The 18682-nt window shown below is 51.8% G+C and carries 16 protein-coding genes; 5 read left to right on the top strand and 11 right to left on the bottom strand.

The features are described 5' to 3' along the window. Positions 1–27 precede the first annotated feature (27 nt). The 4 genes from RIC05_RS17880 to motA all read right to left on the bottom strand — a co-directional run bounded on the left by RIC05_RS17880 (position 28) and on the right by motA (position 4022). Positions 28–1122, bottom strand: a complete 1095-nt coding sequence (locus tag RIC05_RS17880; protein ID WP_350041919.1) for a TRAP transporter substrate-binding protein — start codon at positions 1120–1122, stop codon at positions 28–30. Between the two features lie 166 nt (positions 1123–1288). Beyond that, positions 1289–2047, bottom strand: coding sequence for an arginyltransferase (locus RIC05_RS17875; protein WP_350045932.1), 759 nt, complete (start codon positions 2045–2047; stop codon positions 1289–1291). A gap of 121 nt (positions 2048–2168) precedes the next feature. Continuing rightward, entirely contained in the window at positions 2169–3125 is a 957-nt protein-coding gene (locus RIC05_RS17870; RefSeq protein ID WP_350045931.1) for a flagellar motor protein MotB, read from the bottom strand. 42 nt (positions 3126–3167) lie between these two features. After that, positions 3168–4022 (bottom strand): flagellar motor stator protein MotA, encoded by an 855-nt coding sequence (motA, locus tag RIC05_RS17865; RefSeq protein WP_350041916.1) that lies wholly within the window; start codon positions 4020–4022, stop codon positions 3168–3170. 251 nt (positions 4023–4273) lie between these two features. Between motA and RIC05_RS17860 the strand changes: the two genes are divergently transcribed. After that, entirely contained in the window at positions 4274–4756 is a 483-nt protein-coding gene (locus tag RIC05_RS17860; RefSeq protein ID WP_350041915.1) for a flavin reductase family protein, read from the top strand. Between the two features lie 91 nt (positions 4757–4847). Here the strand turns inward: RIC05_RS17860 and RIC05_RS17855 are convergent, their stop codons facing one another. Continuing rightward, on the bottom strand, positions 4848–6068 hold the full coding sequence (locus RIC05_RS17855) for a threonine ammonia-lyase (RefSeq protein WP_350041914.1): 1221 nt from the start codon (positions 6066–6068) through the stop codon (positions 4848–4850). 351 nt (positions 6069–6419) lie between these two features. Continuing rightward, on the bottom strand, positions 6420–7907 hold the full coding sequence (locus RIC05_RS17850) for an aldehyde dehydrogenase family protein (RefSeq protein ID WP_350045930.1): 1488 nt from the start codon (positions 7905–7907) through the stop codon (positions 6420–6422). Positions 7908–8139: 232 nt separating this feature from the next. Here RIC05_RS17850 and RIC05_RS17845 point away from each other — a divergent pair, with 232 nt between their 5' ends. Both RIC05_RS17845 and RIC05_RS17840 read left to right on the top strand, forming a co-directional pair. Next, positions 8140–9306 (top strand): type III PLP-dependent enzyme, encoded by a 1167-nt coding sequence (locus RIC05_RS17845; RefSeq protein ID WP_350045929.1) that lies wholly within the window; start codon positions 8140–8142, stop codon positions 9304–9306. 171 nt (positions 9307–9477) lie between these two features. Beyond that, the gene (locus tag RIC05_RS17840) at positions 9478–10995 is read left to right on the top strand and encodes a malonate--CoA ligase (RefSeq protein WP_350045928.1); all 1518 of its coding nucleotides are present in this window, start codon (positions 9478–9480) and stop codon (positions 10993–10995) included. Between the two features lie 109 nt (positions 10996–11104). On the opposite strand, the gene RIC05_RS17835 is transcribed toward RIC05_RS17840, so the two are convergent. After that, entirely contained in the window at positions 11105–11263 is a 159-nt protein-coding gene (locus RIC05_RS17835; protein WP_350041910.1) for a DUF1127 domain-containing protein, read from the bottom strand. Between the two features lie 481 nt (positions 11264–11744). Between RIC05_RS17835 and RIC05_RS17830 the strand changes: the two genes are divergently transcribed. Then, positions 11745–12728, top strand: coding sequence for an HAD-IIA family hydrolase (locus RIC05_RS17830; RefSeq protein ID WP_350045927.1), 984 nt, complete (start codon positions 11745–11747; stop codon positions 12726–12728). Positions 12729–12821: 93 nt separating this feature from the next. Here RIC05_RS17830 and hemB read toward each other — a convergent pair whose 3' ends face one another. The 4 genes from hemB to RIC05_RS17810 all read right to left on the bottom strand — a co-directional run bounded on the left by hemB (position 12822) and on the right by RIC05_RS17810 (position 17315). Next, a complete protein-coding gene (hemB, locus tag RIC05_RS17825) occupies positions 12822–13829 on the bottom strand; it encodes a porphobilinogen synthase (protein WP_350045926.1) in 1008 nt (335 codons plus the stop codon). 77 nt (positions 13830–13906) lie between these two features. After that, a complete protein-coding gene (locus tag RIC05_RS17820) occupies positions 13907–15106 on the bottom strand; it encodes an MFS transporter (protein ID WP_350045925.1) in 1200 nt (399 codons plus the stop codon). A 26-nt stretch (positions 15107–15132) separates the two neighbouring features. Continuing rightward, positions 15133–15894 carry a DeoR/GlpR family DNA-binding transcription regulator gene (locus RIC05_RS17815; protein ID WP_350045924.1) on the bottom strand — a complete coding sequence of 254 codons (762 nt, stop codon included), beginning with the start codon at positions 15892–15894 and terminating at the stop codon, positions 15133–15135. Positions 15895–16028: 134 nt separating this feature from the next. Further along, complete coding sequence (locus tag RIC05_RS17810) at positions 16029–17315, bottom strand: O-acetylhomoserine aminocarboxypropyltransferase/cysteine synthase family protein (protein ID WP_350045923.1); 1287 nt, start codon at positions 17313–17315, stop codon at positions 16029–16031. A gap of 227 nt (positions 17316–17542) precedes the next feature. Between RIC05_RS17810 and RIC05_RS17805 the strand changes: the two genes are divergently transcribed. Next, the gene (locus RIC05_RS17805; protein ID WP_350045922.1) at positions 17543–18682 is read left to right on the top strand and encodes an acyl-CoA dehydrogenase family protein; all 1140 of its coding nucleotides are present in this window, start codon (positions 17543–17545) and stop codon (positions 18680–18682) included.

Below are 18682 nucleotides of genomic sequence, written 5' to 3'. Positions count from 1 at the left end.
TTGTCGTTTTCCGATAAGACGGAGAACTTAGTATTTGAACGGCAGGATACGTGCCTGAGCGAAAGCGGATTCCGAGAATTTCGACCAAGCGATCGACTGGGTACGGAATGCGATAAGGCTCTCAAAGACTTCTTGCGACAGCGGGTTGGAAGCAACCAGATCACGCAGAACTTCACCTGAGAGTTTACCAAGACCGGTCAGAATGTCGTCAGAGAACGGACGAACATCGACATTGTGCTTGTTACGCAGGGTATCAAGCGCCTGGTTGTTACGTGCGGTGAATTCAGACAGTACCATCTGGTTAACAGCGCGGTTAGCCTGTTCAACGATTGCCTTCAGATCATCCGGAAGTGCATTCCATGCATCAAGGTTGATGAAGTTATCGAGAACGGTCGCTGGCTCGTGCCAACCCGGATAGTAGTAGTATTTAGCCGATTTATAGAGGCCAAATGCCAGATCGTTGTAAGGGCCAACCCACTCGGTCGCATCAATTGCGCCCGACTGCAGTGCCGGCGGGATTTCGCCGCCCGGAAGGTTCACAACGTTTGCGCCAGCAGCTTTGACGACTTCGCCGCCAAGGCCCGGAATACGCATTTTCAGGCCCTGATAATCAGCAAGGGTGTTCATTTCCTTGTTGAACCAACCGCCCATCTGGGTGCCGGTGTTGCCTGACGGGAAGAATTTACAGTTCAGTTCGGCATAAACTTTGTCTGCCAGTTCCTGACCGCCGCCCCACTGGAACCAGGCATTCTGTTCCTGAGCATTCAGACCAAACGGCATTGCTGCGATATACTGGGTCGCGTCAACTTTGCCTTTCCAGTAGTAAGGCGCGCCGTGGCCCATCTCGACAGTGCCGTTACCGACAGCGTCAATGGCTTCGAATGCCGGAACGATTTCGCCAGCACCAAACACGGTGACTTTCAAACGGCCATCAGATGCCTTGGTGATATATTCGGCAAGAAGGTTCGCACCGGTACCAAGACCCGGGAAGTTTTTCGGCCAGGTCGTGACCAGACGCCATTCACGGACGTCCTGTGCAATCGCCGGTTTGGCGAAGGTGGATACGGCAGCAGCAGTCGCACCTGCTACGGCAGCGCCAGAAAGAAATTGGCGACGTTTCATTAGTTACAGCCTCCCAAAGATGCAAGCTCATGATTTATATGTCAAAGCCGGTTAATCGACTTTGTACCGCAGCTTATATGCGTCTTTGAAAGCAGGCAACCGGGGATCGAGTTGTTTGCTTGGACTTTAGTCTAATATGATTGGTTTGGGCGAAAAGTGTGGAACGCTAGTCGCTGACGTTGCTTGATGTCGCGTCGGTTTTGACGTCTTTCATCGATATCCACTGCCCGTTGCGGAAACCTTCAAGAGGCTGAAACCGCATTTTATAAGACATTTTACGGCAATCACCGATCCAGTAGCCAAGATAGATATGCGGCAGATCAAGCAGATTTGCCTCATCAATCAGATCAAGGATGACATAAGTGCCAAGGCCGCGTCGGTGTTCGGCAGGGTCGAAGAAGCTGTAAACCGCTGAAAGCCCGTCTGCCAGGTTATCAACCAGCGCAACCGCGATCAGGCTGCCGTCAGAACGACGATATTCAAAGATCGACGTATCAATCGTGCTGTCTTCGATCATGGCGCGGTAATCACGTGCATCCATACGCGCCATATCGCCACTACCATGTCGGGCATCCTGATAGACGCTAAACAGTTGGTATTGTTCCTGTGTGGCTACGGGCGGCAGAACTGTGCGGGTAAGGTCGTTGTTTTTGCCTTGAATGCGGCGAAAGGAACGACTGCTTTCAAATTCGTTGCAGCGAACACGTACAGGAATGCAGGCATTGCAATCACTGCAGGCGGGCAAATAGGCGATGGAATGACTGCGGCGAAAACCTGAACGTGACAAAAGGTCATGGACGTTATTGGCTTCGGGACCACGAAGCTCTGTCACCAGCTTGCGTTCAAACCGGCCGGGCAAATAGGGGCACGGCATTGGTGCGGTCATAAAATAATGCTGCGTTAGGCGCCGCTGATTAACTGTCATCTGGTATTCTCAGTCCTGATCACATCCGACCATCTCTATTCTATGAGATTAGGTGTTATTCATGACAGTTTAAAGGCCATTGGCATAAAAGGGCACTCAATTTTGTCAAATGCGAATGCGCTTAGGGCTGTGAAGGGACAGAGAAGGATGGACGACGCTGCGTATTGCTTGGTGCAGCAGGTTGCTCTGGCGCAGCGGCAGGCGATGCGTTTGCGGGCCCGGCTTCGCCATTTTGTGGTGCAGTCCCAAGTTCAGATCGCTCACCGGTGCCGCGCAGCAGTGTAATGCTGATGCGTCGGTTGCTTTCATTTTCAGGGGCTTCTGGCAGAAGGGGGTCTGTATCGGAAAGCCCAGCGACCTTGGCAAACCGTCCGGTGTTAAGCCCCAGTTCTTCGAGCACGCGACGGGTCGCAAGAGCGCGGTCTGCGGACAATTCCCAGTTTGAATAGCCATCATTGCGGCTAAACGGTACCGCATCGGTATGGCCTTCGATTGAAATATCTTGCGGCATTTTTTCAACAACACTGGCGACTTTTTCAAGCAACAATCTGGTGTGTTCGGCCATGCCTGAACTACCACTCGGGAACATTGCCGTACCATCTTCGTCCAGAATCTGAATACGAAGACCGTCGTCGTTTTCTTCGACCCGGATGTTCTTTTCCAGGCCCTGAAGTTCTTCGCTGCTTTCGATGGCCTTAAGAAGCTGTTCTTTGGCTTCGTTGAATTCCTGTTCTTCCATCTGGGCAACACGAATGGCTTCGCGTTCATCGGGTGACTGGACGGGCGGGATGTCCATGCTAACCGTCGGCGAGCCGAATTCAGAACGCAGTGAGCCTTCTTCGGCAAGGCTTGTGCCGCCAAGCAATCCACCGGATCCTGAATCGTTTTGTGAAATGGTTTCAGGGGTGAAATACATCGATACCCCTTGAAGCTGTTCCTCTGTCGCGCTTGAAAGCAGCCATAGCAGCAGGAAAAACGCCATCATTGCCGTCACGAAGTCAGCATAGGCAACTTTCCATGCGCCTCCGTGGTGGCCATGCCCACCTTTTTTGATTTTCTTTATGACGATATCAGGCATACGTCGTGCTTTTCCCTAAGCCGGAAGTATTTCAGTCAGAAATCAAGCTGTTGGCGCATCTTGTAAGGCTTCATCGAGTTCCTTGAAGCTCGGTCGCAGGTCATGTGGAAGGGTTTTACGCGCAAATTCAACGGAAACTTGCGGCGCATATCCTTGCATATGCCCGATGAGCGCAGCCTTGATGCAGCTATAATATTTGGCATCTGCATCAACGGTCTTCTTGATGATGGATGCGGTCGGTGCGACAAACCCATACGCGCCGAGAATACCAAGGAATGTCCCGACCAGTGCGGCCGCGATCAGGCCACCGAGAATTTCCGGCGGTTCTGTCACGGAGCTCATGGTCACAATCACACCCAGAACAGCAGCAACAATGCCAAGTGCCGGAAGTCCGTCGCCGACGGTCTGAACCGCATCGGAAACAGCGTGCTCGTCCTCGTGATGGGCTTCTAGTTCCTGATCAATCACGGCTTCAAGTTCATATGGATTGGTGGTGCCAAGTGTCAGAAGGCGAAGATAATCACACATGAACTCAACCGCATGGTGATCCTTCATCAAGACCGGGAAGTTGTTAAAAAGGCTCGATCCCTCTGGGTTTTCAACGTGGCTTTCAAGGGCGAGATCACCCTTTGATTTTGCCAGGCGGAAAATCGCGTAAAGGCAAAGCAGAAGCTCAAGATAGGCTGCTTTTTTCTTAGGGCCTTTCATAGCACGCAAGGTGTAGGAGAACGACCGTTTGACAACGCTGAGCGGATTGGCTGTCAAAAACGCACCAAACGCAGCGCCGAAAATAATAAGTATTTCATACGGCTGAACGAGGATGCTAAATGCCCCGTGGGGTAAATAGCCGCCCAGCACCGAGCCGAGTACAATGATATAACCGATAATCAGAAACACTATTTTTCCCCGCTACGCCGATATCGATACCGGATCAAGTCACGATACGTTCTATTATGTCGAGCCATTTTTGTACTCAAATGACACGCATGCCCCGTCCACATTGCTCTATTAACTTTTAATCTTATTAACATCACGTTTAAATCTGCTGCGAGATAGGTTTGACAGCGCGTGGTTTAGACGCCATTTTCCCCATGCCTTTATACGGGGGCACACTTAAATATGTTTAGTTAGTAAGAGCATTCTTCAATATGTCATTCTCTCCGCGCGATTTTCGGGACTGTCTTGGTCAGTTTACAACTGGTGTTGCTGTTGTGACGACACGTGCAAAAGACGGTTCTAAAGCGGGTATCACCATCAATAGTTTTGCCTCGGTATCGCTTGATCCGGCTCTGGTTTTGTTCTCGGTTGATGCGCGCGCGGCAACGCATGCTCTATTTGCCGGTGAATGCACGGTGTTCTGCATTAATATTTTGCATCAGGATCAAAAAAACATATCGGAGCTGTTTTCTGCACCCGGGCAAACCGAATGGGATGATATCGGGTATGAAAATGACAGTTTGGGCATGCCGCGCCTAAAGGGCTGTCTGGCGGCCTTTACCTGTAAGCGTCATGCCGTTCATGAAGGCGGTGACCACAGCATCATTGTCGGTCACGTACAGGAACTGCTGATGGGGCAAACGGGGGCGCCGCTTCTATACTACGGTGGTCGTTACCGCGCGCTTGAAGGCTAAACCGCTTTCGCGACACGGTAAATCAGCAATAAATACAAAACGGGCCGCGGCGGTCATGCCAGCGGCCCGTTTTTTTGTTTGTAGGCCAGGGTCAATCGAGCGATGTGTTGCCCAGTAGGCGGCCGCCGAATCCTTCTTTGATCAGGCGGGCGATAACCTCTTGCCCATGAACGGTGTCGCGCACCTCAAGAACCATATCAACATCGGTCTGTTTGGCCGGAACGTCATAGAAATGGCGTTGATGATAAACTTCGATGATGTTGGCTTCTTCTTCACCGATCAATGTACTGATGGTGGCCAATGCGCCTGGCACATCGGGGATCTCAATACGGACACGCACCAGCCGACCCTGACGGGCCATGCCACGCATCAGGACCTGTGCCAAAAGACGTGTATCAATATTGCCACCACTGACAATCAGACAAACTTTCTTGCCCTTGAAACGTTCGGGGTGATCAAGCAGGGCGGCAAGTGGGGCGGCACCGGCACCTTCAACAACGCTTTTTTCGATTTCAATCAGCATCTGGATGGATCGTTCGATTGAACTTTCTTCAACCAGAAGAACGTCATCAAGCTTTTCCTTGCAAATCTCAAGCGTCAACCCGCCGGGCTGTTTAACCGCAATGCCTTCGGCGATGGTTACGCCGCCACCGGTGAATTCATCGCCGCGAATGCCTTCATACATACTGGGGTAAAGCTTGGTTTCAACGCCGATGATTTCAATGTCGGGGCGGCGTGACTTGATTGCAGTGGCCACACCAGAGGCCAGACCACCACCGCCAATCGGCACAACAATGGTATCGATATCGACATTTTCATTAAGGATTTCGAGCCCGACGGTCCCTTGGCCGGCAATGATATGCGGGTCATCAAATGGATGAACAAAGGTAAGACCGCGTTCTTGCTGAATACGTCCGGCAGCCTCAAGGCTTTCGGCAAAAACATTTCCTGTCAGAACGACTTCGGCACCGTGTGAGCGCGTGTGATGGACCTTGGTGTAGGGGGTGTTTTTCGGCATGACGATGGTGGCCGGAATGCCAAGGCGCTTGGCATTATATGCAACACCTTGCGCATGGTTGCCTGCCGAAACGGCAATCACACCTTTTTCGCGTTCTTGCGGCGTCAGACTTGCCAGTTTGACGTAAGCGCCGCGTTCCTTAAAGGATGCCGTATATTGCTGGTTCTCAAGTTTAAGATAAACTTCAGCCTGACAAATATTTGAAAGTGTTAGCGATTTTACCAAAGGTGTCTTGGCGACGATGCCTTCTAACAAACCGGATGCGCGTACAATGTCGTGATAGGAAACAGCCATAATTTCCATGCTCCTGCGGCCATCATCTGTGTGATGTGATGGCAATAATATCATGTGTTGGTGAGAAACGGTATTTAACCGGACCTGTCATCCTCGGATGACAGGGATCACATTCGCAGGGCGGAAATCCCCATAATCATGGCCATCGCACCGGCACGAAGCGTCGGTCGGGAATGCGATGCGAGGATGTCAGTATATGCAGACATAGCCATGTACTTTCTGGATTACGGATAGGATTTCGAAAGGCAGCTTTGCGGATTAAGGCGCGAAGGTCAAGGTCCGGAAAAGAAAAACCGGGTTGCGTTTCGCGCAACCCGGTTCAAGTAACGCCTGGCGTGGGGATGCTTGGCGTTATTCCATATTCAGGATAACGGTCTTCTTGTAGGTGTAATGCTCTAACATGCTTTCAAGCGATGCTTCTTTGCCAAGGCCGGAAAGCTTGATCCCGCCATAGGACAGGTTAGGCTGAACGACAAGGTTCTGGTTGACCTGAACAAAGCCTGCTTCAAGACGTTTGGTCGCCTGCAGTGCGGTTTTAAGGTCTGTCGTCCAAACCGTCGCAGCCAAGCCAAAGTCGCTGTCATTGGCAAGTTCAAGTGCCTCTTCAAAGGTTTTGAACTTGAAGACACAGGCCACCGGGCCAAAGATTTCTTCACGCGCAATCCGGGCATCAGGATTAACATTGGTGAAGACCACCGGGCGGACAAACAGACCATCGGCCAGATTGCTGTCAGTTGGAAGGGCGCTAAGTTCGTTCTTGGTCGCACCTTCTTTTTCACCGATATCGATATAGCCACAAACCTTGTCGAACTGTTTGCGGTTGATGATGGTGCCGATGTCGGTTTTTTCATCAAGCGGATCCCCCATCTTAAGGGCATTCACCTTGTCAATCAGGCGGGTAACGAAGGCATCATGAAGCTTTTCGTGAACCAGAATACGCGATGACGCCGTGCAGCTTTGTCCTTGGCGGGTAAAGCGCATGCCACCAACGGCACCGGCAATTGCCTTGTCCAGATCGGCATCATCCATAACGATCATTGGTGACTTGCCACCAAGTTCGAGGGTAACCGGAATAAGCTTTTCTGCCGCGGCACGGTAAACGGTGCGACCGGTTTCGACGGATCCGGTGAAGGAAACCTTTTTAACATCTTTATGTTCGACCAACGGACCACCACAGGTGGGGCCAAATCCGGAAATGATGTTAAATACACCGGCCGGAAGGATTTCCTGCATGATCTGACACACGCGCAAGACTGCAAGCGGGGTGTCTTCGGCCGATTTCACAACCACCGCGTTGCCGGCGACCAGTGCCGGGGCGACCTTGATCGCCATCAACATCATTGGCACGTTCCATGGAATGATCGCGCCGACAACACCCACGGCTTCGCGGGTGGTTAATGTCATCATGTTCGGATTGAACGGAACGGTTTCGCCTTTAAGCTCGGATGCAAGACCGCCAAAGAAGACAAACATATCTGCCAGAACGGATGCCTCGACCCGGCTTTCGGTGCGAAGGGCTTTACCCGATTCAAGGGCAACCAACCGACCAAGTTCTTCGGTATGGGCGGTTAACACACGACCACATTCGGCAACAAGTTTACCGCGTTCGCGGGCAGGGCGTTCGGCCCAATCCTTTTGCGCGGCCTTTGCCGCCGCAACCGCAATTCCAACATCCTCGGCATCGCCATCTGCGGCCTGGCCAATGACTTTTCCGGTGGCGGGATTAAGAACGTCAAAGGTTTTGCCGTTTTTCGGGGCGACAAGTTTTCCATTGATCAGATGAAAGCCGGAAAGTTCTGCGGCCAAGGTGGTCGGATCAAGGATCGGATCGATGGGCATTTTAGGCTCCCTGTATGTTGGTGTGCGGGTGCGCAAATGAGCGTGGAGCACATGATATTGGTTATTTGGTATTGGTTTACCAATTTATCGGGAGGAGTCCACAATATCAAGATCAATTGGCGTCAAGGGGCATGACAGGTTGGTAAAGGGCTGATACCCTGAGAAAGCTGAAAGGCCAGCCCGGCGGCGGTACGTGTCTGGGCGCCTGATGTTTGAAAACGATGGAGTATTTATGCCACGTCATTTCGATACGACGTTCGATGTTGTGAAGGAACTCAAACCTTCCTATCCGGTCTATTGCCTCAGACCAAATATTCTTCGAGAAACAGCGCAGCGCTTTGTCGAAATGTTCCCCGGTGACGTCCTGTATGCGGTGAAATGTAATCCGCATCCGGAAATCATGCGATACCTTCATGAAGGCGGTGTCAGGCACTTTGATACCGCATCACCAGAAGAAATATCGTTGGTGCGTCGTCAGTTCCCGGGCATGAAGGCCTATTACATGCATCCGGTCAAAAGCCGCGATGCCATTCGTAACGCCCACCGGGTGTTTGGTATTGATCACTATGTAATTGATACCGAAGAAGAACTTGATAAAATTCGCGAAGAAACCGAAGGCGACAAGAAACTCGTTATTCATGTCCGCCTAGCAACCCCGCCAGCAGGGGCAACCTATAACCTGTCGGCCAAGTTCGGTGCGCGGCCGATGGTGGCGGCAGAGTTGCTGAAAAAGGTTGAGGCGTTCGGCTATGAGGCCGGGCTGTGCTTCCATGTCGGTTCGCAATGTACGACGGCAAACGGTTATCGCATCGCAATTGAATTGATCCGCCAAGTTGTCGATTTCTCTGGTGTGAAGGTCAAACACATCGATGTTGGCGGCGGTTTTCCCGGCCAATATATGAACCAGCGTGGTCCCGCACTTGAAGAAATCATGGACGAGATCAAGGACTGCATCCGTTGGCTTGATATGCCTGAAACCACCTTTATGTGCGAACCGGGCAGGGCATTGGTATCAAGCGGTGTGTCGTTGATCACCCAGGTTCATCTGCGCAAAGAAGACACCTTGTTTATCAATGATGGTGTCTATGGCAGTCTGTCGGAAACAGTCACCGGTCAGTTGCGCTATCCCGTACGTCCGATGCGAATTGGTGGTGAATTTGATCAGCATGAAACGCTTGAATTCACAATCTATGGCCCGACTTGTGACAATATGGATGTGCTGCCAGCAACGGTTAATCTGCCGGCCGACATTCGCGAAGGCGACTGGATCGAATTTGGTCATATCGGTGCTTATAGCAACGCGCTTGCAACCCATTTCAACGGGTTCCACCCGGATGTTCAGGTAACGGTTGGCGAAGCATTCCCGTTCGTTGATGGGGAATTCCCATACGTTGCCTAGGGTAATATTCTTTGGCGGGTGCGGATGTGCCCGCCAATCTTCCCCAAAATTAATGATCCCGGTAAAAAGGTACTTGTTTACCGATAAGGGTTGATTGCACTATGTTGCCCGCAACACAGACCGGTGGGGAGAGCTGCCGGTCAAAAGACAATTCATCGGGGAAACAGCACAGTGACCAACAGCCTTTTCATGCGTATCCGCAGCCGGTTTCCAGCAGACCTGTCTTCTGTTCTGATCGAAACGCCAACCGGCAAAACATACAGTTACGGCGATGCAGATACTTGTTCGGCCAAAATCGCCGGGCTTCTGAGCGCACTTGGTGCGAAAAAAGGCGACCGGGTTGCTGTTCAGGTCGATAAATCTCCCGAAGCATTATTCCTTTATCTTGGCTGTATCCGTGCCGGCCTTGTCTATTTGCCGCTTAACACCGCATATCAGGCGGGTGAGCTGGCCTATTTCATGGGCAATGCGTCACCGATCATATTTGTCTGCCAGCCCCATCGTGCAGAAGAAGTGAAAGCCATTGCCGATGCGCAGGGTGTCAAACACGTTTTGACTCTTGGCATGGAAGCCGATGGTAGCCTGATGGATGAAATGGCGTCACAGGCCGAAGACTTTCCAGCTATTGCCTGTGCTGATGATGATCTTGCCGCAATCCTTTACACGTCAGGGACAACAGGTAAGCCCAAGGGGGCGATGATGACCCAGATGAACCTGTGGTCTAACGCATCAACTCTTGAAAAGCTGTGGGGGTTTGAGCGCAATGACACATTGCTGCATGCCTTGCCGATTTTCCATACGCATGGCCTGTTCATTGCCTGTCATTGTGTGATGCTGTCGGGTTCAAAGATGTTCTTCCTGCCGAAATTTGATCGTGATCAGGTGATGGCGTTATTGCCGCGGAGCACGGTCATGATGGGGGTTCCGACCTTTTATGTCCGCTTGCTGTCAGGCGATGACTTTACTGCCGATGTTAGCGCTAACATGCGGTTGTTTATCTCAGGCTCGGCCCCTTTGTTGCCCGAAACATTTACCGCGTTTGTGCAACGGACCGGCAAGACATTGCTGGAACGCTATGGCATGACCGAAATGGGCATGGCGACATCCAATCCGCTTGATGATGAGCGCATTGTTCATACCGTTGGTCCGGCCTTGCCAGATGTTGATGTGCGGGTATGTGACGAAGAGGGCAATGTTCTTGGCGCGGACGAGATCGGTGTGCTGGAAGCGCGCGGACCGAACGTTTTTGCCGGATATTGGCAAATGCCGGAAAAAACCGCAGAAGAATTCCGTAGCGATGGTTTCTTCATTACCGGCGATATCGCCAAGATCGATGCCAAGGGATATGTCCATATCGTTGGACGTGCCAAAGATTTGGTGATTTCTGGCGGGTTTAACATCTACCCGAAAGAAATCGAAACACTGATCGATAAGATGGATGGCGTTGTGGAAAGTGCCGTGATCGGCGTCCAGCACCCGGATTTTGGCGAGGCGGTCGTTGCCGTGATTGTGCCGGAACAGAAAGACGCGCTGTCAGAAGATGAAGTGATCGGATCGATCAAATCCCAGTTGGCAAATTTCAAAGTGCCAAAGCGGGTGTTCTTTTTGAATGAACTGCCGCGCAATGCCATGGGCAAGGTGCAAAAGAATATTCTGCGTAAAGACTATAAGGCGCTTTTCACCAAATAATCGCCAGCTGGTACGGGCGAAGGGATGTCGCCAGCAAACTCGAAAATGCAGACAAAGAAAAACCCCGGCAGAACTGCCGGGGTTTTTCTTAAGACGCTATGGCCTTGGCTTAGCGACCGAAAGCAACACGGTGTGCTACATCGTCGATCATGTCGTAGTTCAGACCAATGTCTGCAAGTTCGCGCGGATCAAGTTTACGCAGCGCAACCTGGGTCTGGTACTGAACGCGAAGAGCACGAAGGAAAGCAAAGATTTTAGTTACGATCATTTCATCACCTATTTCAAACCGGCCGATTCATCGGCGTCTATTCAGATAACCGGCATGTTCTCACCGAAGGTATTCCGCAAACGGAATAGTTAACTGGTTTGACGTGTCGGTTCGTTTTCAATGTATCGAATGATCGCCTGCTTCTCAGCGCATTTGCCAGTCGATACGTCCCATTCATTTCGTGAGGGCAATCTACGGATGATTACTGTATTGTTCCAATGCATTTTTTGCATGGCAGCGGCTTGGAAAGCGCAGAAAGTCACCAAATTGCAATGAATTGGCTTTAATTCTGTCATGGGATATAGATTTTGCATCTTTTATTGCTATGCGAATGATGCATGGCTAATGAAATTGCGTGACACCTTTCGGTTGATTTTCCGCAATTCTTGTTCGGGGAATAAATTGGGGTGTAATTCGCACCATTATCGGTTTGAATACGCCGTAATTTGCGATGCAAAGAGCATAATCAGGAGAATCGACCATGAGCATCAATCGGCCGCGACTTAGTTTTACGCAGGCAATTGAAGCATATCTGCACTATGCACCGCGCCTGCCCAGTGTTGCCGCGGATGCTGTTCCGACGAAAACGGACTATGTCGATAATCTTCTGGCGATTGCCGATCAGTTTGATCTGATCGTGTTTGATGCATTTGGTGTGCTTAATAGTGGCCCGACCGCAATTCCCGGTGCGGTCAAGACCATTGCAACACTGCAGAGCATTGGGAAAAAGATTGCGGTCGTTACCAACGATGCATCAAGTTCAGCCGATGCAATCCTTGCCCGGCATCGCAAGCGCGGGTTTGATTTCGACAATGACAACCTGATCAGCAGTCAGCAATTTGTCGCACCTTTGATGAAGGAGCATGCCGACATCACACATTGGGGGGCAATGGCGCCAGCTGATTGGCCGTTCCATGTTCTGCCTGATCGTGTGGAGCCATTGGTGGCTGATCGCGGATTATATGACGCGGTTGGTGGTTTTCTTCTGATTGATTCGGAAAACTGGTCAGATCAGCAGCAGGAAATGCTGCAACAAAGTCTGATCGATAACCCACGCCCGATTCTTGTCGGTAATCCCGATATCTGTGCGCCGATGGGTGAATTCCTGTCTGTTGAATCAGGATATTTTGCGCATTTGGCTGCGGATGCCTGCGGGGTGATGCCGCAATGTGTCGGTAAACCGTACCATCACGTGTTTGAAGAAGTCCTGCGTCGCCACCCGGATGTGGATCGCAACCGGGTGTTGATGGTTGGCGATACGGTTCACACCGATGTGCTTGGCGGGCTGGCGTCGGGGATCAAGACCCTTCTGGTGCATCAGGGTGGTTTCCTTGATGGCCAGGACATTGAAGATGTGTTTTCGCGTTCAGGTCTGCGTCCACATTTCTGTGCGCGCGCGATTGGTCACGGCATTGCCGATGACGAACGTGCCGGGGCAGGCCAAATCGCAAGCTGTGGTGCCTGAACGTTCGTCGGTTCAACATCGTCACGAGAATAGCGAAAGGGCCTCATTTCGAGGCCCTTTTTCATGCGTTGATTTTGGTCGTTAAAGTGCAGATCAGCCTTCGATGGCTTCGGCAACTTCAATGGCGCTATAGGTCAAAACACCAGATGCGCCTGCACGCTTGAAGCAAGACAGGGTTTCAATCGCGCAGCCAAGATAATCGAGCCAGCCATTCGCGCCCGCAGCGCGTAGCATCGCGTATTCACCAGACACCTGATAGGCAAAGACCGGAACGCCGAATTCCTGTCGGACGCGATACAGCACGTCAAGATAAGGCAAGCCCGGTTTTACAATGACGGAATCGGCACCTTCTTCAAGGTCATAGGCGACTTCACGCATCGCTTCATCGCTGTTGGCCGGGTCAAGCTGATAGGTTTTCTTATCCGCTTTGCCCAGCGCACTGGCTGATCCAATCGCATCGCGGAACGGACCGTAAAAGGATGATGCATATTTCGCCGAATAAGACATGATCTGCACGTTCTTAAGGCTTTCACCTTCCAGCGCTTTGCGGATCGCGCCGATGCGGCCATCCATCATGTCTGATGGCGCAACCACGTCACAGCCAGCCTTGGCTTGTACCAGCGCCTGACGCACCAATGCTTCGGTGGTTTCATCATTAAGGATCTGACCATCCACAACAATGCCGTCCTGACCATCTGAATTGAACGGATCAAGCGCGACATCGGTAATGACCCCAATATTTGGGCAAGCATCCTTGATCGCCTTGGTCGCGCGGCAGACAATGTTGTCTGGGTTATATGCTTCGCGCGCATCCTTGGTTTTGAGGTTGGCCTCGATATAGGGAAACAGCGCAAGGGCCGGGATGCCAAGTTTTTCAGCATGTTTGGCAGTTTCGACCAAAACGTCAACCGACTGGCGTTCGACACCGGGCATGGACGGGATCGGGGTGCGCTGATTGGTGCCATCAATGACAAAGACTGGCAAAATCAGATCATGGGCAGTTAAACGGGTTTCCGCGACCATGCGTCGTGACCAATCGGACATGCGGTTGCGGCGCTGGCGGGTATCGGGAAATGTGCCATAGGTGAATTTATTGGCCATGATCTGTTCTCTGTTTTGTGAGGCTGCATCGCGTGCAGGGTGGGCAAAGCAATTTATGGGATAGTTTGCGCCTGCGATCAACCATTGCCAGCAATTTGTAAGCGCTGACGCATGGTTAACAGATAAACCGGGATGATCATGCCAAGAAAACTGGCCGTCAGGGCAAAGGCCGTGACGAGGCCGGTAATCTCACCAATTGCACCAATGATTGGTGGCCCGGCCATGATGGCAGAATACCCGGTCGCTGCTATGATCGATACAACACTTCCGCCAGCTTTGCCGGTGGCTTTGGAGGCGGCAGACAGCAATAACGGCAAGATAACAGCCAGCCCCATTCCGGCAATTCCACAGCCAATCCATGCGATGATGTAATGCGGGGCAAGGGCGATGATAAATGTCCCGACGGATGCCAAAACGGAACTTGTCAGCAAGACCGGCGCACGACCAAATTTGGTAACAAGCGCGTCACCCGAAAGCCGGGTAACCGCCATTGCACAAGAATAGATGGCAAACCCAACTGCGGCCATGGTTGCGCCTGATGATAGTTCGCTATTCATAAAGACCGTGGCCCAATCAGTGATAACACCTTCGCCGAATTGACCGATAAAGGCGCAAACACCGAACGGCAAGAGAACAAGGAACATCGAACGTTCTTTGGCTTTCGGCTGGGAGTGCAGTGATTGGGGATCAGGTTTTCCTTCAGCTGCAGCTTTGTTTGCGGTGCCATCGGGCAACAAACCTGCCTGGGCGATGATGTGCAAAACAAGGAACAAGGCCAAGACAGTGGGCAGGTGATATTCAATGCCGATCGGCAGGGCAAACCACAGGGCGGCAAACCCGGCCCCGGCAAAGCCACCGAGACTCCAGAACCCGTGAAGGCCTGACATGATGCTGCGCCCCTTGGCGCGTTCCACATTCAGACCATTGGCGTTCATGGCGACATCAAGGAAGGCGCCAGAAAAGCCAAGGGCAAACATCGCAATCGAAATGCTGAGATAACTCGGCATGAAGGCAGGTAAGCCCACCGCTATGAAATAGACCAGCCCCGAATAGCGCACCACGCGTTCGCTGCCAAACCGATCAGAAAGTCGTCCGGCAATTGGCATGACGGCCAGAACACCGATCGCCGCAGCCAGTAAAATGCCGCCTAGATCATTATGACCAAGCTCAAGCCGTTCTTGCACCAGCGGGATATGAGGTACCCAGCTTGAAAAGGCTGCGCCATGCAGGAAAAAGATGGCGCGGACCCGGTTGTGGGCAATGGAATAGGTTTGCATGTAAAAGATGCTCCGCAGCGTGTGGTCTACGCCAGAATGATATTGATCCCGCGTTCGGAATAATTGGCAAGATAGCCCGCCGAAAGTTTCCGTCCGGTGACAAGGTGTGAAATGGCGTCAATGTCACACACCCGATAGGGCAGGCTGGTTTCAAGTTTATCCGCTGTGGTCACCGCAATGATTTCAGCTGATTGTACGATCATCGCGGCCTTTGATGCGCGTTCTTGCGGGTTGCTGGTTGAAAGGCCGGTTTCGGGATGCAGCGCGCATGTGCCTAAAAGAAGAATATCGGCATTATATTTGCGGATTTCATCAATTGTGGTTGGGCCACAGACCGCCATGTCGTTTTTGAGTATCGACCCGCCCAGCATGATGACGTTAGCATTGGGATGATTGGCAAGCACGACTGCAATCATTGGATTGACTGTAATGACCGTGCCACGAAAGGACGGTTTAAGCTGTCGGGCAACTTCACAAATGGTGGTGCCGCTGTCAAAGAACATGATGGCATCATCGGGGATAAGGTCACGCGCGGTTTTTTGGGCAATTGAAATGCGTTCAGGCTGAAGTTCACGAGCACGTTCTTCGTATGTTTCCGATGCCTTGTTGGGCAGCACAGCCCCCCCATGGATACGGCGCAAATGACCATCATCTTCCATCTGACGCAGATCACGCCGGATTGTATCAAGCGATGCATGGAAAAGGGCGGCGAGGTCGTGGATGTGAACCGTGCCGTGGCTTCGCAATTGTTTCAGGATTTCATCCTGTCGTGTGGTGACGCTCGACATATTACATTGCCTGTTTTGCATGTTATGCATGTTTTGCCGGAAATTTTTATGTCGGTTTGAGGACTGCCGTCAATAAAAAACCGGCGGGACATCGGTCCCACCGGTTATATGAAAATCAGAAAGGCGCTGAGTGATCAGGCTTTATCAAGTGCCTGTGTCAGGTCCGCCAGAATGTCGTCGATATGTTCAATCCCGATTGACAGTCGGACATACCCATCGGTGACGCCCGATGACAGACGGTCTGCTTCGGAAAGCTGACTATGGGTCGTGGTTGCCGGATGGATGGCAAGGGATCGCGTATCACCGATATTGGCAACGTGATAAAACAGCTCCAGCGCATTGATGAATGTTTCACCCGCGTCTTTGCCGCCTGCCAGTTCAAAGCCCATCAGTGATCCGTAACCACCTTTAAGATAGGTGTCTGCACGACGGCGGCTTTCGCCATCTTGCTTGCTTGGGTGGATGACTTTGGTGACTTTGGGGTGGGCGGCCAAGAAATCAGCAACTTTATTGGCATTCTCGCAATGGCGTTCCATCCGCAGCGGCAGGGTTTCCATGCCTTGAATGGTCTGGAACGAATTAAACGGCGAGGCGGCCGCACCAATATCACGCAGGATCGTGCAACGAAGCTTGATCGCATAGGCAACAGGACCGATTGGTTTTACAGCCTGCGTCCAGACAGCACCGTGATAGCTTGGGTCCGGTTCATTCAAAAGCGGGAAGCGTTTGGCATGCTTTTCCCAGTCAAATTTGCCGGAATCAATCACGATCCCGCCGACAGAGGTTCCGTGGCCGGCGATGAACTTGGTGGTTGAATACATGACAATGCTGGCACCGTGTTCGATCGGCTTGCAGATGACAGGGGCTGCGGTGTTATCAACGATCAATGGAATGCCAAGATCATCGCCAATATTGGCAACTTCACGGATCGGGAAAACCTGCAATTTCGGATTGGGCAGCGTTTCAGCATAAAAGGCCCGGGTTTTGTCATCGCTCAGACGGCGGAAGTTTTCCGGGTCTGATGGATCGGCAAAGCGGACCTCGATCCCCATTTGTTTAAAGGTATTGGCAAACAGGTTCCATGTACCGCCGTAAAGGTCGGTCGAGCTGACAATATTATCGCCTGCCTGCGCGATATTCAGGATTGCAAAGGTCGATGCTGCTTGTCCTGAACCAAGTGCAACTGCTGCGGCACCACCATCAAGGGCAGCGACGCGCTGTTCAAGCACATCATTGGTCGGGTTCATCAGGCGGGTATAGATGTTGCCAAGTTCCTTAAGCGCAAACAGATCGGCCGCGTGCTGGGTGTCGCGGAACTGATAACTGGTGGTTTGATAAAGCGGTACGGCAACGGATCCGGTTGTGGGATCGGCGCGGTAACCGGCATGTAGGACAATGGTTTCCGGTTTGGTGGACGACATGATGTCTGTTTCCCTGATTTATGATTATTCCTGACGCGGAAAAGGTAAGCGCAGGCGTGGGGGGACAGCAAGAAACATTTGGCGAAAATAGATATGTCGTCTCGCGTAAATGGTGTGATTCTGGAATATTGTCATAATTCGGTACTGTTATACCGAATGAATTGACAAGGAGGTGTTTTCACGTTTACGTAAAGGGAAAATAGATAAACATCAGAGGCGGCGATCCAATGGAATTTAACCTGTCTGAAGATCAGCAGGCATTTGCCCAAGCTGCGCGCGATTTTGCCCAGAACGAAATGGCACCGCATGCCGGGGAATGGGATGCAAAGCACATCTTTCCCGAAGAAACTTTGCGGAAGGCAGCTGAACTGGGGTTCGCAGCCATCTATACAGGCGAAGAATTTGGCGGGACCGGATTGGGGCGCCTTGATGCGGCGGTGATTTTCGAAGAACTTGCCGCCGCCTGTCCATCCACGGCTGCCTATATCTCGATCCATAATATGGCATGCTGGATGATTGATACGTTTGGATCAGACGATCAGCGTGCCAACTTCCTGCCAAAGCTTGTGACCATGGAACATTTCGCCAGCTATTGCCTGACCGAGCCGGGGGCAGGGTCTGATGCCGGTTCCCTTCGTACCCGCGCTGTGCTGGATGGCGATCACTATGTCCTGAATGGTGAAAAGGCCTTTATTTCCGGTGGGTCGCGCAGTGATATTTATGTTGTGATGGCCCGCACCGGAGATGACAGCCCCGGTGGGATTTCGACATTCATTGTGCCGAAGGACGCCGAGGGGCTTTCATTTGGCAAGCTTGAAGAAAAAATGGGTTGGAACAGTCAGCCGACTTCGGCCGTTATCTTTAGCAACTGTAAGGTTTCTGTCGCCAACAGATTGGGTGCAGAAGGCGAAGGGTTTAAATTCGCCATGATGGGCCTTGATGGTGGACGGCTGAACATTGCGGCCTGTTCCATCGGGGGCGCACGTGCGGCAATGGAACATGCACGTGATCATATGAAGGTGCGAAAACAGTTTGGCAAAAGCCTTGATCAGTTTCAGGCATTGCAGTTCAAATTCGCCGATATGGTGACCGAACTCGAAGCTGCCCGATTGATGCTCCATAAAGGGGCATGGAAACTGGATCATAAATCCGATGATGCCACCCAGTTTTGCGCCATGGCCAAACGGTTTGCGACCGATACTGGCTTTAATGTCTGTAACGAGGCGCTGCAGCTTCATGGTGGATATGGCTATATTCGGGAATATCCGATTGAACGGTTGTTGCGTGATCTGCGTGTTCACCAGATTCTTGAGGGTACTAACGAAATCATGCGCCTGATTATCGCGCGTGCAGCGCTGAAAGACTAA

Source organism: Thalassospira sp. (assembly GCF_040218635.1).
Lineage (GTDB): Bacteria > Pseudomonadota > Alphaproteobacteria > Rhodospirillales > Thalassospiraceae > Thalassospira.
Note: the sequence above shows the minus strand (reverse complement) of the source record. Positions and strands in the feature narration are given on the sequence as shown.

What these genes read in the sequence shown, in the direction of transcription:
- RIC05_RS17880 (WP_350041919.1), bottom strand. Translation starts at nt 1,122, where the DNA reads ATGAAACGTCGCCAATTTCTTTCTGGCGCTGCCGTAGCAGGTGCGACT.
- RIC05_RS17875 (WP_350045932.1), bottom strand. Translation starts at nt 2,047, where the DNA reads ATGACAGTTAATCAGCGGCGCCTAACGCAGCATTATTTTATGACCGCA.
- RIC05_RS17870 (WP_350045931.1), bottom strand. Translation starts at nt 3,125, where the DNA reads ATGCCTGATATCGTCATAAAGAAAATCAAAAAAGGTGGGCATGGCCAC.
- RIC05_RS17860 (WP_350041915.1), top strand. Translation starts at nt 4,274, where the DNA reads ATGTCATTCTCTCCGCGCGATTTTCGGGACTGTCTTGGTCAGTTTACA.
- RIC05_RS17855 (WP_350041914.1), bottom strand. Translation starts at nt 6,068, where the DNA reads ATGGCTGTTTCCTATCACGACATTGTACGCGCATCCGGTTTGTTAGAA.
- RIC05_RS17850 (WP_350045930.1), bottom strand. Translation starts at nt 7,907, where the DNA reads ATGCCCATCGATCCGATCCTTGATCCGACCACCTTGGCCGCAGAACTT.
- RIC05_RS17845 (WP_350045929.1), top strand. Translation starts at nt 8,140, where the DNA reads ATGCCACGTCATTTCGATACGACGTTCGATGTTGTGAAGGAACTCAAA.
- RIC05_RS17835 (WP_350041910.1), bottom strand. Translation starts at nt 11,263, where the DNA reads ATGATCGTAACTAAAATCTTTGCTTTCCTTCGTGCTCTTCGCGTTCAG.
- RIC05_RS17830 (WP_350045927.1), top strand. Translation starts at nt 11,745, where the DNA reads ATGAGCATCAATCGGCCGCGACTTAGTTTTACGCAGGCAATTGAAGCA.
- hemB (WP_350045926.1), bottom strand. Translation starts at nt 13,829, where the DNA reads ATGGCCAATAAATTCACCTATGGCACATTTCCCGATACCCGCCAGCGC.
- RIC05_RS17820 (WP_350045925.1), bottom strand. Translation starts at nt 15,106, where the DNA reads ATGCAAACCTATTCCATTGCCCACAACCGGGTCCGCGCCATCTTTTTC.
- RIC05_RS17815 (WP_350045924.1), bottom strand. Translation starts at nt 15,894, where the DNA reads ATGTCGAGCGTCACCACACGACAGGATGAAATCCTGAAACAATTGCGA.
- RIC05_RS17810 (WP_350045923.1), bottom strand. Translation starts at nt 17,315, where the DNA reads ATGTCGTCCACCAAACCGGAAACCATTGTCCTACATGCCGGTTACCGC.
- RIC05_RS17805 (WP_350045922.1), top strand. Translation starts at nt 17,543, where the DNA reads ATGGAATTTAACCTGTCTGAAGATCAGCAGGCATTTGCCCAAGCTGCG.